Here is a 14,540-nt window from a genome sequence, read left to right as displayed (position 1 = left end):
TTCTGGAGAATCGAATGAAAATCGCAAAGAACACCGTCGTGTCGGTCGCTTATAAGCTGTCGGATGCGCAGGGCAATCTGATTGAAGAGAGCGACGAGCCGATGGTCTATCTGCACGGCGGCTATGATGGCACGTTCCCCAAGATCGAGGAAGAGCTCGACGGCCACGAGGCCGGCTTCGAGACCCAGATCCAGCTGGAGCCGCAAGATGCATTCGGTGAGTACGATCCGGACCTCGTGAAGATCGAGCCGCGTAATCGCTTTCCGGAACCGCTCGAAGTCGGCATGCAGTTCGAAGGCACGCCGGAAGAAGGCGACGAGGATCTCGATTCGCTCGTCTACGTGGTGACCGACGTCGCGGAAGACAAAGTCGTGCTCGACGGCAATCATCCGCTCGCCGGCATGGCGCTGCGTTTCGCGTTGACGGTGAAAGACGTACGTCCGGCTACCGAAGACGAAATCCAGCACGAGCACGCGCATGGTGCGGACGGCCTGGAAGTCCTCGACGAAGACGACGAGGCCGACGACGACAGCGGCAAGTCAGGGCCCACGCTGCACTGAGCTTGCGGGGCCGCCGGGAGCGCCTGAAGCGCCCGAGGCCCCCGGCATGTGCGGCTGCGCGGAGGGCATTGTCTGCGCAGGCGGAATCGACGTAGCGGGTCCGTATCCGCCGCCGCCTTGGTCGGCTGGAATGTGCGGTAACGGGTCGAGTTGCTGCGAGTCGGGTTGTGGCTGGCCGGGCGTCTGAAAGAGCGGCGGCAAGTCTGACGCGGGCCCGAGCGACGGCACGGCCGGCATCGAAGCGGCGGGCTCCTCCCGCAGCAACGGAGGCTGTGCCGTAGGCATCGGCATGTGCCGCGGTACATCGCGCACGGTCACGCGAAACGGCGGTTTTTTGCCGAAATCCGCTTCTATCTGAATCCACTGGTTAAGACGATCATGCGGTGCAAGCGCGACACGCGTGAGGTTCGTCACCAGATTCCCCTTGTCGTTGCGTAGCGGCTGATCGATCACAAAGCCGGCGCTTGCGCGTTCGTCGTCGGAATGGATGACGAGCACCGGTCCAGGAAAGATCTGAGCGAGCTTCACGAGGCTGCGCTTGAACTCGAGGAATCCATCGCGGCGCGGATTGCGTCCGAAGCGCAGCCACGCAAAACGTTCGGGCCGTTCATAGCGCTCAGGATCGGGATCGCCCTGAATGAACACGACGATTGCGCGTGCGTCGCGGCGCTTCGCAAATTCGCCGGCGTGTTCGAGCCAGAATGCATTGGCGATCACGCGGTCTTCGAACTCGCCGTTGCGCCCGCCCGCAGTCAGATAGTGATTGTTCGGACTGGGCGCGTTCAGGCCGACGAACACGGTGTCTCCCAGTTGCCAACGCACATTCTCCCGATACGGACGAAAGCGCGACACCTCGCTCTCGCGTGTCAACGCAATCGGGTTCTGGCCCATCGAGTTAGCGTCGCTAAACAGCGTCTGGCGTAGCAGGTCAAGCCGTTCGACTGGATCGAAACCGCCGGCCTGGGCGCTCGCGCAATCGATCCAGTCGTGCTGGCCGGGGATGAAAAACAGCGCGGGCCGCGACGTTTCGAAGAGCGCGTGGCGCCGTTCGTACAGCGCATCGCGGCACGCTTCTTTCGGGCCTTTGAGATTGCCGTCGTAGACGATGAACGACACGCCGCGCTCCCGGCCGATGGCATCGATCAGCCGCTGCGTCGACGCTTCGTCGGCGGGGCTTTGCATGGTATTCGCGATGACCGCGAAGCTATAGTTCGGCGCTTCCGCATATGCCGCGGTTGCCGGCAGAAAAAAAGCAGAAGCGAAAACAAACGCGAAAGCAAACGCCGATGCGAAAGTCGCGGCAACGCACCCGCGGCCGCATGCTAGTGTCGAGGCAATGACCAGTGCCGCGCGGAATCGGCGCGGCCGCTGCACAAGGCTGCGTGCGTCAATGATCGGCATCCGGCGCAGAGGCCAGCTCATGCAGTTCATACAACAGGTCGAGCGCTTCGCGTGGCCGCAGATCGTTTGGATCGATGCCACGCAGACGCTCGGCCAGCGCTTGCATTGCGGAAGATGCCGCAGGCGCATCGCTGTCTGTGGCGCGTTCATCGTCCGTGTCTTCGAGCAGCATCGGCGGCGGCGCGGCAAACAGATCCAGTTGCGGAGCCGGTTGCGCCGCCGACTGCTGTTCGAGATGGGCGAGATGCTTGCGCGCCGCGCGAATCACCGCGTTCGGCACGCCGGCGAGCTGCGCGACCTGCAAACCGTAGCTCTGATTCGCCGGTCCTTCGTTGACGGCGTGCAGGAACACAATGCCGTGTCCATGCTCGACCGCCGACAGATGCACGTTGGCCGCCTGTGGAAATTCGGCCGGCAACTGCGTGAGTTCGAAGTAGTGCGTTGCGAAAAGCGTATGGCAGCCATTGTGCGCAAGCAGATGCCGCGCGATGGCCCATGCGAGCGCGAGGCCGTCGAAGGTGGACGTGCCGCGGCCGATTTCATCCATCAGCACGAGGCTTTGCGGCGTAGCGTCGTTCAGGATGGCAGCGGCTTCCGTCATCTCGACCATGAACGTCGAACGCCCGCCTGCGAGATCGTCTGCTGCGCCGATGCGCGTGAAGATGCGGTCGATCGGGCCGAACGCCGCGCGCCGTGCGGGCACGTAGCTGCCTACGTAGGCCAGCAGCGCGATCAGCGCCGTCTGGCGCATGAAGGTCGACTTGCCGCCCATGTTCGGGCCGGTTATCAGCAGCAGTTTGCGCTCGGGCGTCAGCGTACAGTCGTTCGCAATGAACTGCTGGACCTGTGCCTCGACGACCGGATGACGGCCCTGTTCGATTTCGATGCCTGCATTCGGCGAGAAGCTCGGTGCGACCCAGTCGAGTGCGCGGGCACGTTCGGCGAAAGCTGCGAGCAGATCGAGCTCCGCGAGTGCCGACGCGACGCGCTGGCAATCGGCAATGAACGGCAGCAGTGCCTGCAACAGCGCGTCGTAGAGCGAACGCTCGCGGGCAAGCGCGCGTTCCTGCGCGGACAGCGCCTTGTCTTCGAACGTCTTCAGTTCCGGCGTGATGTAGCGCTCGGCGTTCTTCAACGTCTGACGGCGGCGGTAGTCGTCCGGCACCTTGTCGGTCTGGCCGCGCGTGACCTCGATATAGAAGCCGTGCACTTTGTTGTATTCGACGCGCAGATTGCCGATGCCGGTGCGCGCGCGTTCACGCGTTTCGAGATCGATCAGGAATTGCCCGCAGTTCTCCGAAATATCCCTGAGTTCGTCCAGTTCCGCATCGTAGCCGCGCGCAATCACGCCGCCGTCTCGCACCATCGCGGCCGGCTCCGGCGCGATGGCGCGCGTGAGCAGTTCGACGCAAGCTTGCGGCGGCTCGAGCGACACGTCGATGCGCGCAAGCGAATCCGCATTCGATGAAACAGCCGCCAGCTTCGCGCGAAGCTCGGGCAGCGCGATGAAGGTATCGCGCAAGCTCGACAGGTCCCGAGGCCGCGCGGACAGCAATGCGAGGCGGCCAGTGATCCGCTCGATGTCCGAAATATGCCTGAGCGCGCTGCGCAGCGAGTCGACGTCCGCACCCGCGGGCGCCTCGAGCAATGCGCCGATAGCCTGCTGACGCGACTGCGCGAGCGCCGGATCGCGCGGCGGATGATGCAGCCAGTGACGCAGCAAACGGCTGCCCATAGTCGTGCAGCACGTATCGAGCAATGAGCACAGCGTGGGTGACTCGGTGCCGCGCAGCGTCTGCGTAATTTCGAGGTTGCGCCGCGTGGCAGGGTCGAGGCCGATATATTCCGATTCGTACTCGACCTTCAGGCTGCGCACGTGCCGCAGTTGCTGACCTTGCGTGGCCGCCGCGTACAGCAGCAACGCGCCGGCCGCGCCGCATGCGCAGGTGAGCGAATGCGCGCCGAAGCCGTCGAGACCCGCCACTTCGAGTTGATCGCACAGACGCTGCGTTCCCGAGGCGACATCGAAATGCCACGCGGGCACGCGGGTCAGTGCGCGGGCGCCGGTGGGCGGCGTCCAGCTTGCCGAATCAGCAGCGGTGTCGGCAACCAGAATTTCCGCGGGATCGATCCGTTCGAGCGCCGCGGCGACCTGATCGGGGGCGGCTTCCGCGAGCCGCAATGCGCCGCTCGCGAGATTCAGCCACGCAAGCCCGACGCTCGTCGCGACGCCGCGCCGATTGTGCGCGACGCACACGGCGAGCAGAAAGACGTCGTTCTTGTCGGACAGGAGCGCAGCATCTGTGAGCGTGCCCGGCGTGACGACGCGCACTACCTTGCGCTCGACCGGACCCTTCGACGTTGCCGGGTCGCCGATCTGCTCGCAAATCGCGACGGATTCGCCGAGCTTCACAAGTTTCGCCAGATACTGTTCGACCGCATGATGCGGCACACCCGCCATCTTGATCGGATTGCCCGCCGACGCTCCGCGCTGCGTGAGCGTGAGGTCGAGCAGACGCGCGGCTTTTTCCGCGTCGTCGAAAAAGAGTTCGTAGAAGTCGCCCATCCGGTAGAACACCAGCGTGCCCGGATGCTCCGCCTTGATGCGCAAATACTGCTGCATCATTGGCGTATGTTGTGCGACGTCGCTGGCCGCTGCGGTTTGAATGCCCATCCTCGGTGTCTTTTGCGTTAGCTGTTCAGGGCGTGAGTTTAACCCGCCGGCGCGGCGAGCGGACCCTAGCCGGATGGCCAACGCACGCTGTCACGCGAATTGCTCAGTCGCCGGCGCAGTCAAGCACAGCAAGCCCGCGCAAGCATCTGCGCCGTCCACGAATGTTTCGCACTCACGCCCACGTCATTCTTCGAGCAGCGCGCGCATATTGGCGCTACGTTCGTTCTGCGCGCTGCGCCTTTTCGCGAGCCACATCATGAATGTAATGAACACGCCGAACACGACGATGATCCATTGCGCCGGCATCTTTGCCGTGAGCAGCAATGCGTACGCGCCGAGCATCAGCAGCACGGCGAGATTCTGGTTGAAGTTCTGCACCGCGATCGAATGGCCGGCGGACAACAGCGTCGCGCCGCGATGCTGAAGTATCGCGTTCATCGGCACGATAAAAAAGCCGGACAGCGCGCCGAGCAGAATCATTAGCGGGTAGGCGAGCAGGATATAGACCGGCGCCACGTACGAGCCGATATGGACGCTGGCGTGTGCGGGGAAAAGATTCTTGTTGTAGAAGGCCATTGCAATCGCCACGGCGCCGGTGAGAATGCCGATCGGCAGCACGCGCAACGAACGGCGCAGCGGGATCAGCACGGCCGCCGCTGCCGCGCCGACGGCAATGCCCAGACCGGTGACACCCTGCATGACGGCTGCCTTCGAGAGCGACAAGCCGAGGTTGACATTGGCCCATTTCAGCACCAGCAATTGCAGCGTCACGGCGCCGCCCCACATCAGCGTCGTCACCCACAGCGCGATCTGCGCGAGCTTGTCGGCCCACAGCACGTTAAAGCAATGATAGAAATCGCCGACGAGTCTCGTCGGCTGCGACAGGCGGTTCGGATAGCGCGCGCCGGTATCGGGAATGAAGATGTTGATGCCGGCGGCGACCGCGTAGGTGAGCATCACGGCGAACATCGCGAGGTCGGCCGACGAACCGATCAGCGGCAAATGCGCGCGCGCGACGAATTTATCGGCGAATGTGCTAATGAGCGCGCCGCCCACCATCGTGCCGACGATGGTCGACAGCACGGTCGCCGATTCGAGCCACGCGTTCGCCTTGACGAGTTTTTCGGCTGGCAGCAGCTCGGTGAGAATGCCGTACTTCGCGGGCGAATATGCGGCCGCGCCGAGGCCGACCACGCCGTAGGCGATCATTGGATGGACGCCCGCGATCATCATTAGACAGCCGCTCGCCTTCAGTGCATTCGAGATGAACATCACGTGCCGCTTTTGCATGGAATCCGCGAACGCGCCGACGAATGGCGCGAGCAACACGTACGAGACGGTGAAGAAGATCTGCAGCAACGGCGTGACCCACGCGGCGGAACGGATCACGGATAACAATGCGATGGCGGCGATCAGCAGGGCATTGTCGGCAAGCGACGAAATGAACTGCGCCGCGATGATTGTGTAGAAGCCTTTTTTCATGAAGCGGATGGGAAGCTGCGCGCGAAGGCTTCGGCGCAGACAAAGGCGCGGACGAGGCGCGTATGCGGGCGCAGCGTGGAACGCGAAATGCAGCCGGCGAGGAAAGCGCGCCGGCGCGGCTTCCCGCTTTGTAGCACGAACGCTCGCACGATGCTGGCGCGCCGACGAAAAAGCGGCAGAGGCCGCTTATCGTGAATGTGTCCGTCGTGATTTTCGCTCGCGCGGCATTGCTTGCGAGTGGTGCGTCACGTTTCCAGTGCGCGTTCTTCGGGCGCCGCGGCCGGACGCGCATGCCGAAGTCAGGCGAGGCCGCGCGGGCTGCCGGAGCGGCGGGGTGTGATCGACCGATGACGCGATCAACCCGTGACGTGATAGACCGATGACCGAGCCCGCCGCGAACCCTTAAGCCGCTTGTTGACGGGTACGGCTGTAGCGCGACAGGATCGGCACCATCTGCGCATAGATCTTCGGATTGCCGGCGACGACTTCGCCGACGTGCAGGAAGTCCGAGTCGCCGGTGTAATTGCCCACGAGACCGCCGGCCTCGGTAATCAACAGACTGCCCGCGGCGACGTCCCACGGATTCAGGCCTTGTTCGAAGAAGCCGTCCATGCGGCCCGCAGCGACGTTCGCCAGATCGAGCGCGGCGGCGCCCGGGCGCCGCAGACCCGCACACGCCTGCGTCATTTCTGCAAACTGGCGGCCATACGCTTCGAGACCGTCGGTTTCGCGGAACGGAAAGCCGGTGCCGATCAGGCCGTCGGCCAGCCGGTCACGCTTGGCGACGCGAATGCGGCGGTCGTTCAGGAACGCGCCGCGGCCACGCGAAGCGGTGAAGAGGTCGTTGCGGGTCGGGTCGTAAATCACGGCCTGGGTCACGATGCCTTTGTGCGCCAGCGCGATCGACACACAGTAGTACGGAAAGCCGTGAATGAAGTTGGTCGTGCCGTCGAGCGGATCGATGATCCACTGGTACTCGGACTCGTTCTCCGACTTGCCGGATTCTTCGGCGAGGATTGCGTGGTCGGGGTAGGCGGTCTCCAGCGTGTCGATGATCGCCGCTTCAGACGCTTTGTCGATCTCCGTGACGAAATCGTTGTGCTGTTTCTTGCTGACCTGAATCAGATCCAGGTCGAGGGACGCGCGGTTGATGATCTGTGCTGCGCGGCGCGCGGCCTTCACAGCGATATTGAGCATGGGATGCATGGACTGATCCTTGTGCCGGGGCAGCACGGCTGCTTGCCGGTAAATGAGCGCTAGGCGCGCGCGAATTGGCGCCCTCGACGAGGCGCGAAAAACAGCACGGAACGCTCGCCCGATACACGACCGGTGCGCATTCCGCCAACGGAGACGAATTGAATAAGAACGAAGCGCCCGCTTCGCCCGTTGCATGCATTGGGCTCGGGGCAGGCGCGAATACCGGTATTTTACCTGAGTCCGGACGTCGCGGCAGCGTTCGGGACGAGGAGGCTTGCGGGCAGGGCTTTGCTACGCACTTCGATACGCGCTTCGATACGAGATGTGACGCGCAATGTGATGCGCGATGTGGCGTGCCATGTCGCGTGCAATTCGGCGCCTTCGCGCGTTGGCGCTACCATACGCGTTCTTTGGCTTGCAAAACTTCATCGTGGATCACACCCATCATTCTTCCGATCCCGCCGTGGCGGACTTGCGCGGCGGCTTCACGTCGACGCGCTTTGTACTCGTCGAGCCGAGCCATCCCGGCAACGTCGGGGCCGCCGCGCGCGCACTCAAAACTATGGGTTTTTCGCGGCTCGTGCTGGTCTCGCCACGCGTGCCGCATGTGCAGAGCGATCCGGAAGCCATCGCAATGGCAAGCGGCGCCGACGACGTGCTCGCTTCGGCCCACGTCGTGCCGACGCTTGCGGATGCGCTCTCCGGCGTGCATTGGTCGATCGCGCTGACCGCGCGGCAGCGCGAATACGGTCCTCCGCAATGGACGCCGCGTGCAGCCGCAAGCCTCGCGCGCGACGAAGCGTTGCACGGCGAGATCGCGCTCGTGTTCGGCAACGAGCGCACGGGCTTGTCGAATGAAGACGTGGAGCGATGCAGCGCGCTCGCGCATATCCCGGCCAATCCGGCCTACAGTTCGCTCAATCTCGCGCAAGCAGTCCAGGTGTTGGCCTACGAGCTGCGCATGATCTATCTGACGAGTTGCGCCGACACCAACGCGCCCGCAATCCGTGCGCCGCAAACGTCGGCCGCATCTGCGGAACCGGCAGGCGCGCGTGCCGCGAGCAATGAAATTGAAAGCATGTTTGCGCACCTCGAAAGCGCGCTCGTCGCGCTCGAGTTTCTCGATCCCGCGAATCCGAAGAAACTGATGTCGCGTTTGCGGCGGCTCTTCGCGCGCTCGGGTCTGGAGCGCGAGGAAGTCAATATCGTGCGTGGCATCGCCAAGCACATCCTGCTCAAGACGGGCCGCAAGGACGACAGCACGCAGTAGCGTGGCGCGCGGTGCGACGACGCAGCAAGTTGGCGGACGCCAGCTAACACGACGACCTTTTGCGCTACATGGACTTCCGGCAGGTTTGCGGGAACCGTCCTACAATCCTCGAAACGTTCAAAGCAAAGCTGCCGGTCTGCTATACGGCGGCCCTGCACGCGTATGGCGTTTCGCGCATGCAGTCTTTCCCCCACAACATAGTCCCTGCCATGTTCACGAGACTTCGCGAAGACATTGCTACGATCCGCGAGCGCGATCCCGCTGCCCGCAGTGCCTGGGAAGTGCTCACGTGTTATCCGGGCTTGCACGCGTTGGTGCTTCACAGGCTCGCGCACGCGTGCTGGCAGGCGCGGCGCCGCTGGCTTGCGCGTTTCATCTCGCAGATGGCGCGCTTCATGACAGGCATCGAAATTCATCCCGGTGCGACGGTGGGGCGGCGCGTGTTCATCGATCACGGGATGGGCGTGGTGATCGGCGAGACTGCACAGATCGGCGACGATTGCACAATCTATCAGGGCGTGACGCTCGGCGGCACGTCACTCACGCGCGGCGCGAAACGGCATCCGACGCTCGATCGCGGCGTGATCGTAGGTGCGGGCTCGAAGGTGCTCGGCGGTTTCACGATCGGCGCGGACGCGAAGATCGGATCGAATGCGGTGGTGACGAAGCCCGTGCCGCCCGGTGGTACGGCTGTGGGCAATCCGGCGCGCGTCATCGTGCCGGCGGCGGCTTCGACTGCTTCCGCGGCTGCCGCGGCGTCTGTCGTTGCGAGCGCGGCGGCCACCGCGGCTGCGAATGTGGCTGCGGATGCGACCGCCAACGGCGGCGCGAGCGCCGCTCGCGATGCCGCAACGAATGAACGCGCTTCTTCGAACGGCACGGCGCGCGAGAGCGGCAAGCTCGCCGTCGAGCGCAGTGCGTTCTGCGCCTACGGCATCACGCCGAATGCGGACGATCCTGTGTCGCTAGCCATTCATGGACTGATCGATCATGCGGCGACGCAAGCCAAACGCATCGACGAAATCGTCATTGCGCTCGAGCATCTCGGCACGAGTCTCGAAGGACTGCAAGGCGCCGACGCAGCGCTGCTCGATTTGCGGCGCTTGTCCGCGGCGATTGCCGGCAAGGTGGATGGGGTGGCAGTGGAGCGCTGATCTTTGAAGCGGTGATGTATCGCGCGCGTGACGCCGCTGCGTGCGGTGCGCGGCGGCGAGGCACGCATGCATCGCACTCAGTCAAGCGGCAACGCCCGAATTCCTTCAGCGTCGATACGCAGATAGCCGCCGCGCCGTTCGCCATGATCGAGGTCCCAGTCGGGCAGCACCCAGCGTATTCCACCCGGCTCGCGATGACGCGCGGGGCGGTGCGTGTGCCCATGAATCATCGTTGCCGCTTTGTACCGTTTGAATAACGCCGCGACGCCTTTTGGCGTCACGTCGTATTTGAGCGAGACAGGCCGCGAGCGGCCGTGCTCGCTTTTCGCGCGCATGTTTTCGGCGAGCGCCTGACGCCACGAATACGGCGACGCGAGGAACAGCATCTGCGCGAGCCGGTTGCGCGCCAATCCCCGGAAGAGCTGGTAACCGCGATCCGCCGTGCACAAGCGGTCGCCATGCGCGAGCGCGATGCGCGTGCCGAATGCGGTGATCACGAATGGATCGGGCAGCCAGATGGCGCCGGCCGCTTTCATGAAGCGCTTGCCGAGCAGAAAATCGCGATTGCCATGCATGATGTAGAGCGCGATGCCGCGCTCGGTCAGCGTGTGCAACAGCGCGGCCATACGCGCGACGAACGGCTCGGCGAGCATGTCGTCACCGATCCAGTATTCGAACAGATCGCCGAGAATGAAAACAGAGTCCGCCTGGTCGGCGGTGACGCGAATGAAGTGTTCGAACGCGGCGACCGTGCGCGGGATCGCCTCGCTCAAATGAATGTCGGAGAGGAACAAAAACGGGCGTGCGGCGTGCGGGCGTTTGCCCTCGCCAGGCACGCCCGCGGCGACGCTTCGCAGCGGCGTTTCTTGCAGCATTGAAGGTGCCTAAGTCTGGTTTTTATAGTCCGGGTCTGGACGTGCCGGCAATCAGTCGACGATCACGGCCTTTTCGATCACGACGTCATCAACCGGCACGTCCTGATGGAAACCCTTCGAACCCGTCTTGACCTTCTTGATCTTCTCGACGATGTCCATGCCTTCGACCACCTTGCCGAACACCGCATAGCCCCAGCCTTGCGGCGTGGGCGACGAGTGATTCAGGAAGTCGTTGTCGTTCACGTTGATGAAGAATTGCGCGGTTGCCGAATGCGGGTCGTTGGTGCGAGCCATCGCGACCGAACCGTTCACGTTCTTCAGACCGTTGTTCGCTTCGTTGTTGATCGGCTCGGCCGTCGGCTTCTGCTTCATGCCGGGTTCGAAGCCGCCGCCCTGAATCATGAAGCCGTCGATCACGCGGTGGAACACCGTGTTGTCATAGTGACCGGCCTTCACGTAGTTGAGGAAGTTTTCAACCGACTTCGGCGCCTTCTCGGCGTCCAGTTCGAGTTTGATGACGCCGTGGTTCGTATGCAGTTCAACCATGATGGAATCCTTTGATGAACGGGTGGGTGGAAGAGGCGCGGTGAGCCGTCGTGCTGCATTTGAATGCGGTTGATGCGGGCCGCGCCGGGCGTGGATCTGACGCTTGGGTACGAGCGTTCCGTGTTCCGTTACTGCACTGTTACCGTTACTTGCTGCTGACGACGCTAGCCGATTCGATCACGATCGGCTTTTGCGGCACGTCGCCCATCGGGCCGCGCGTGGTGGTCGGAGCGCCTTCGATTTTCTTCACGACGTCCATGCCGCTCGTGACCTTGCCGAATACCGCGTAGCCATTGCCATCCGGATTCGGATAGTCGAGGCCGGCGTTGTCTACCGTGTTGATGAAGAACTGCGCGGTGGCCGAGTTGGGGTCGCTGGTGCGCGCCATCGCAAGCGTGCCCGCCATGTTCTTCAGACCGTTGCGGCTTTCGAGCGGAATGGGCGCGCGCGTGGGCTTCTCAGCGAAGCTCTGCGTATAACCGCCGCCCTGAATCATGAAGCCGCGAATCACGCGATGAAAGATCGTGCCGCTGTACTGACCGGACTTCACATAGTCGAGAAAGTTGGCGACTGTCTTAGGCGCTTTCTCAGGATACAACTCGACGCGAATATTGCCTTCCGACGTCTTGAGGAGGACGGACGGATGCGCGGCTTGCGAACCGGACTGCGCAGACGCGGGTGCGTTTGCGATCAGGGCGGCGCTGCCGAGCGCCAACATCAACCATTTCATGAAGATCCTCAGGGTTGGAAAAAACGTATAGCCGCAAGCGGGCGGCTTTATTGCGAAGGCGCCATGTAAGGCGGCATGGCGAGCGAGCCGTTTGCGCCGCCGTACTGGAAGCTCGGCGTTTGCGTCATGTTCGCAGTGGCGCGGTCCGTATAGTTCTCTTGCACCGCAGCGGCTTTTCTAGTCGACTTGCCCGTTTTTGGCGGCGACACGATCTTCTGGATGTCGGCGATGCGCTGCGTGGTCGTGGCGCTTGCCTTGCCCAGGCTCTGCGCGCGGCGGTACGCTTCGTTGGCCATGCGCAAATACAGGTCGCCCAGGTTCTCGTAAGCGAGACCGTAGCCTGGATTGACCTTGGTCGCGGTTTCGAGCGCCGCGCGTGCTTCCACATAACGGCCGTGCTTCGCGTACAGCGCGGCAAGATTGTTATACGGTTCGGGCAGCTCGGGATACAGCTGCGTGAGTTCGGTGAATGCGGTAATCGCTTCGTCGTCGCGGTTCAGATGCGCGAGCACCGTGGCGCGCTTGAACTTCGCCTGCGCGTCGCGCGGGTTCGAAGCGATGCGCGCATCGAGTTGCGTGAGCGAGGCTTGCCAGTCTTTCTGCGCGATCGACGCGTCGATTTCGGGCGTGTTGTCGCGCACTGCGGGGCCTTGCGGCATGGTCGGCGATTTCTGCGCGAACGCCGCGGTGCCAGGCAGAATGCCGAGGGCGACAGCCACGGCGACGCGTAACGTAAAGGCGCGCGCGAGGCCGCCAGCAATGTTACGCGCAATGCCACGGCGAGCGCCGCGTATGGGGCGCTCGAAGGCCGTCGCGGCGAGGGTCGCAGCGCTGCGCGCGCGGCCGCTGGAAGGTTTCATAGGCTCGGGTCTGGATGTTATACTCCGAGCCATTCTAACAAAAGGTCTGCGCGTTCCGTCGAACCGCCGGCTGTCTTTTCGCCACTCGTGGTCGTCTCCGCCTTGATAGCAGTCTGACCGCCGCACCAGATGCACCGGTTTGCTGCTGTGCGTGTTTCAACAGTCAGGCAACAGCCGGACACAGTCGGGTACTCAAGCAAGGGCCGAACAAGGGCCAGGCAAGAGCCAAGCAGCAGCCCGGCAAAAGTCAGGTCATAGTCAGGCAACAGTTCGTCCCCGCCGTCTTGTATTCGGGGGGCGGCACGCACGAAACACATTGCGGATTTCTTTCGGCCCACGCACCGTTCTCTATGGAATCACTGCGCATCTACAACACGCTCGCGCGTGACAAGCAAACTTTCGTGCCCCTGCAAGCAGGCGTCGTGCGGATGTACGTCTGCGGGATGACCGTGTACGACTATTGTCACGTCGGTCATGCGCGTGTGATGGTCGTGTTCGACATCGTGCAGCGGTGGCTGCGCACGCTCGGCTACCAGGTGACGTACGTGCGCAATATCACGGACATCGACGACAAGATCATTCGCCGCGCCGTCGAGAACGGCGAGACGATCAAGTCGCTGACCGATCGCTTCATCAACGCATTGCATGAAGACGCGGACGCGCTCGGCATCGAGCGGCCCGACATCGAGCCGCGCGCAACCGACTTCATTCCTCAGATGCTCGGCATGATCGAGAAGCTCGAAGCGAACGGCTACGCGTATCAGGCGAGCGACGGCGACGTGAATTACACGGTGCGTAAGTTCGCGGGCTACGGCAAGCTCTCCGGCAAGTCACTGGAAGATTTGCGCGCGGGCGAGCGCGTGGCCGCGAACGACGCGAAAGAAGACCCGCTCGACTTCGTACTGTGGAAGCAGTCGAAGGCCGGCGAACCCGCCGACATCGGCTGGGATTCGAAGTATGGGCGCGGCCGTCCCGGTTGGCATATCGAATGCTCGGCTATGGGCTGCACGTTGCTCGGCGATCAGTTCGACATTCATGGCGGCGGGCAGGACTTGCAGTTTCCGCACCACGAAAACGAAATCGCGCAAAGCGAAGCTGCTACCGGTCAAACCTTCGTGAATTACTGGATGCACAACGGCTACGTGCAGATCGACAATGAGAAGATGTCGAAGTCGTTGAATAATTTCTTTACGATTCGCGAAGTATTGGAGCAGTACGATGCCGAGGTCGTGCGTTTTTTCATCGCACGTGCGCATTACCGTTCGCCGCTGAATTACAGCGACGTGCATATCGACGACGCCCGCAACGCCCTCGGCCGTTTGTACACCGCGCTGAAGGACGTCACCCCGGACGGCGCCGCGCTCGACTGGAACGAAGCGCATGCGCAGCGTTTCCAGGCAGCGATGAACGACGACTTCAACACGCCGGTTGCAGTGTCGGTGTTGTTCGAGTTGGCAACTGAAGTGAACCGCACGCGCGACCCTGCGCTGGCCCGTCAACTGCGCTCGCTCGGCGCGGTGCTCGGGTTGCTCGGGCGCGAACCGCGTGCATACCTGCAGCAGGCAGCGGGCGCAGCGGTACAAGGCGCGCTCGAGCCCGCGGCGATCGAAGCGAAGATCGCAGAGCGCGTGGCCGCCAAGCAGGCGAAAGACTATGCGGCAGCAGACCGGATCCGGGCCGAATTGCTCGAGGCCGGCGTTGCACTTGAAGACAAACCCGGCGGGTTGACCGAGTGGCGGCGCGTGTGAGCGCACCTCGTACTTCCCTCTGAACGACTCGCCAGGCAGGAGG

Annotated in this window: 12 protein-coding genes; 4 read left to right on the top strand and 8 right to left on the bottom strand. The window is 63.1% G+C overall.

Annotation, left to right across the window (positions count from 1 at the left end; all coding sequences use genetic code 11):
- Positions 1-14: 14 nt before the first annotated feature.
- Positions 15-560 (top strand): FKBP-type peptidyl-prolyl cis-trans isomerase, encoded by a 546-nt coding sequence (locus F759_RS0109270; RefSeq protein ID WP_027799599.1) that lies wholly within the window; start codon positions 15-17, stop codon positions 558-560.
- On the opposite strand, the gene F759_RS0109265 is transcribed toward F759_RS0109270, so the two are convergent.
- The 4 genes from F759_RS0109265 to F759_RS0109250 form a co-directional block, all read right to left on the bottom strand.
- Positions 540-1,961, bottom strand: coding sequence for a hypothetical protein (locus tag F759_RS0109265; RefSeq protein ID WP_027799598.1), 1,422 nt, complete (start codon positions 1,959-1,961; stop codon positions 540-542). The genes F759_RS0109270 and F759_RS0109265 overlap by 21 nt on opposite strands.
- On the bottom strand, positions 1,948-4,635 hold the full coding sequence (gene mutS, locus F759_RS0109260; RefSeq protein WP_027799597.1) for a DNA mismatch repair protein MutS: 2,688 nt from the start codon (positions 4,633-4,635) through the stop codon (positions 1,948-1,950). Before mutS ends, F759_RS0109265 begins: the two co-directional genes overlap by 14 nt.
- 183 nt (positions 4,636-4,818) lie before the next feature.
- Positions 4,819-6,117, bottom strand: coding sequence for a lysophospholipid transporter LplT (lplT, locus tag F759_RS0109255; RefSeq protein WP_027799596.1), 1,299 nt, complete (start codon positions 6,115-6,117; stop codon positions 4,819-4,821).
- A 402-nt stretch (positions 6,118-6,519) separates the two neighbouring features.
- Positions 6,520-7,323: an inositol monophosphatase family protein gene (locus F759_RS0109250; protein ID WP_027799595.1), complete on the bottom strand. Its 804-nt coding sequence runs from the start codon at positions 7,321-7,323 to the stop codon at positions 6,520-6,522.
- A 421-nt stretch (positions 7,324-7,744) separates the two neighbouring features.
- Between F759_RS0109250 and F759_RS0109245 the strand changes: the two genes are divergently transcribed.
- Together F759_RS0109245 and cysE are read left to right on the top strand one after the other, a co-directional pair.
- Positions 7,745-8,584, top strand: a complete 840-nt coding sequence (locus F759_RS0109245) for an RNA methyltransferase (protein WP_027799594.1) — start codon at positions 7,745-7,747, stop codon at positions 8,582-8,584.
- 209 nt (positions 8,585-8,793) lie between these two features.
- On the top strand, positions 8,794-9,738 hold the full coding sequence (gene cysE, locus F759_RS0109240) for a serine O-acetyltransferase (RefSeq protein WP_027799593.1): 945 nt from the start codon (positions 8,794-8,796) through the stop codon (positions 9,736-9,738).
- Positions 9,739-9,815: 77 nt separating this feature from the next.
- Here cysE and F759_RS0109235 read toward each other — a convergent pair whose 3' ends face one another.
- The 4 genes from F759_RS0109235 to F759_RS0109220 all read right to left on the bottom strand — a co-directional run bounded on the left by F759_RS0109235 (position 9,816) and on the right by F759_RS0109220 (position 12,749).
- Positions 9,816-10,613 (bottom strand): UDP-2,3-diacylglucosamine diphosphatase, encoded by a 798-nt coding sequence (locus F759_RS0109235; protein WP_027799592.1) that lies wholly within the window; start codon positions 10,611-10,613, stop codon positions 9,816-9,818.
- A 51-nt stretch (positions 10,614-10,664) separates the two neighbouring features.
- Positions 10,665-11,159: a peptidylprolyl isomerase gene (locus F759_RS0109230; protein ID WP_020065568.1), complete on the bottom strand. Its 495-nt coding sequence runs from the start codon at positions 11,157-11,159 to the stop codon at positions 10,665-10,667.
- 145 nt (positions 11,160-11,304) lie between these two features.
- Complete coding sequence (locus F759_RS0109225; protein ID WP_027799591.1) at positions 11,305-11,889, bottom strand: peptidylprolyl isomerase; 585 nt, start codon at positions 11,887-11,889, stop codon at positions 11,305-11,307.
- A 47-nt stretch (positions 11,890-11,936) separates the two neighbouring features.
- Complete coding sequence (locus F759_RS0109220) at positions 11,937-12,749, bottom strand: tetratricopeptide repeat protein (RefSeq protein ID WP_027799590.1); 813 nt, start codon at positions 12,747-12,749, stop codon at positions 11,937-11,939.
- Between the two features lie 350 nt (positions 12,750-13,099).
- Between F759_RS0109220 and cysS the strand changes: the two genes are divergently transcribed.
- Entirely contained in the window at positions 13,100-14,497 is a 1,398-nt protein-coding gene (cysS, locus tag F759_RS0109215) for a cysteine--tRNA ligase (RefSeq protein WP_027799589.1), read from the top strand.
- Positions 14,498-14,540: the final 43 nt, after the last annotated feature.

This window comes from Paraburkholderia dilworthii, from assembly GCF_000472525.1.
In the GTDB taxonomy this organism is placed as follows: domain Bacteria; phylum Pseudomonadota; class Gammaproteobacteria; order Burkholderiales; family Burkholderiaceae; genus Paraburkholderia; species Paraburkholderia dilworthii.
The sequence above is the reverse complement of the archived record's forward strand: the minus strand, read 5'-3'. Positions and strand labels throughout refer to the sequence as shown.

What these genes read in the sequence shown, in the direction of transcription:
- F759_RS0109270 (WP_027799599.1), top strand. Translation starts at nt 15, where the DNA reads ATGAAAATCGCAAAGAACACCGTCGTGTCGGTCGCTTATAAGCTGTCG.
- F759_RS0109265 (WP_027799598.1), bottom strand. Translation starts at nt 1,961, where the DNA reads ATGCCGATCATTGACGCACGCAGCCTTGTGCAGCGGCCGCGCCGATTC.
- mutS (WP_027799597.1), bottom strand. Translation starts at nt 4,635, where the DNA reads ATGGGCATTCAAACCGCAGCGGCCAGCGACGTCGCACAACATACGCCA.
- lplT (WP_027799596.1), bottom strand. Translation starts at nt 6,117, where the DNA reads ATGAAAAAAGGCTTCTACACAATCATCGCGGCGCAGTTCATTTCGTCG.
- F759_RS0109250 (WP_027799595.1), bottom strand. Translation starts at nt 7,323, where the DNA reads ATGCATCCCATGCTCAATATCGCTGTGAAGGCCGCGCGCCGCGCAGCA.
- cysE (WP_027799593.1), top strand. Translation starts at nt 8,794, where the DNA reads ATGTTCACGAGACTTCGCGAAGACATTGCTACGATCCGCGAGCGCGAT.
- F759_RS0109235 (WP_027799592.1), bottom strand. Translation starts at nt 10,613, where the DNA reads ATGCTGCAAGAAACGCCGCTGCGAAGCGTCGCCGCGGGCGTGCCTGGC.
- F759_RS0109230 (WP_020065568.1), bottom strand. Translation starts at nt 11,159, where the DNA reads ATGGTTGAACTGCATACGAACCACGGCGTCATCAAACTCGAACTGGAC.
- F759_RS0109225 (WP_027799591.1), bottom strand. Translation starts at nt 11,889, where the DNA reads ATGAAATGGTTGATGTTGGCGCTCGGCAGCGCCGCCCTGATCGCAAAC.
- F759_RS0109220 (WP_027799590.1), bottom strand. Translation starts at nt 12,749, where the DNA reads ATGAAACCTTCCAGCGGCCGCGCGCGCAGCGCTGCGACCCTCGCCGCG.
- cysS (WP_027799589.1), top strand. Translation starts at nt 13,100, where the DNA reads ATGGAATCACTGCGCATCTACAACACGCTCGCGCGTGACAAGCAAACT.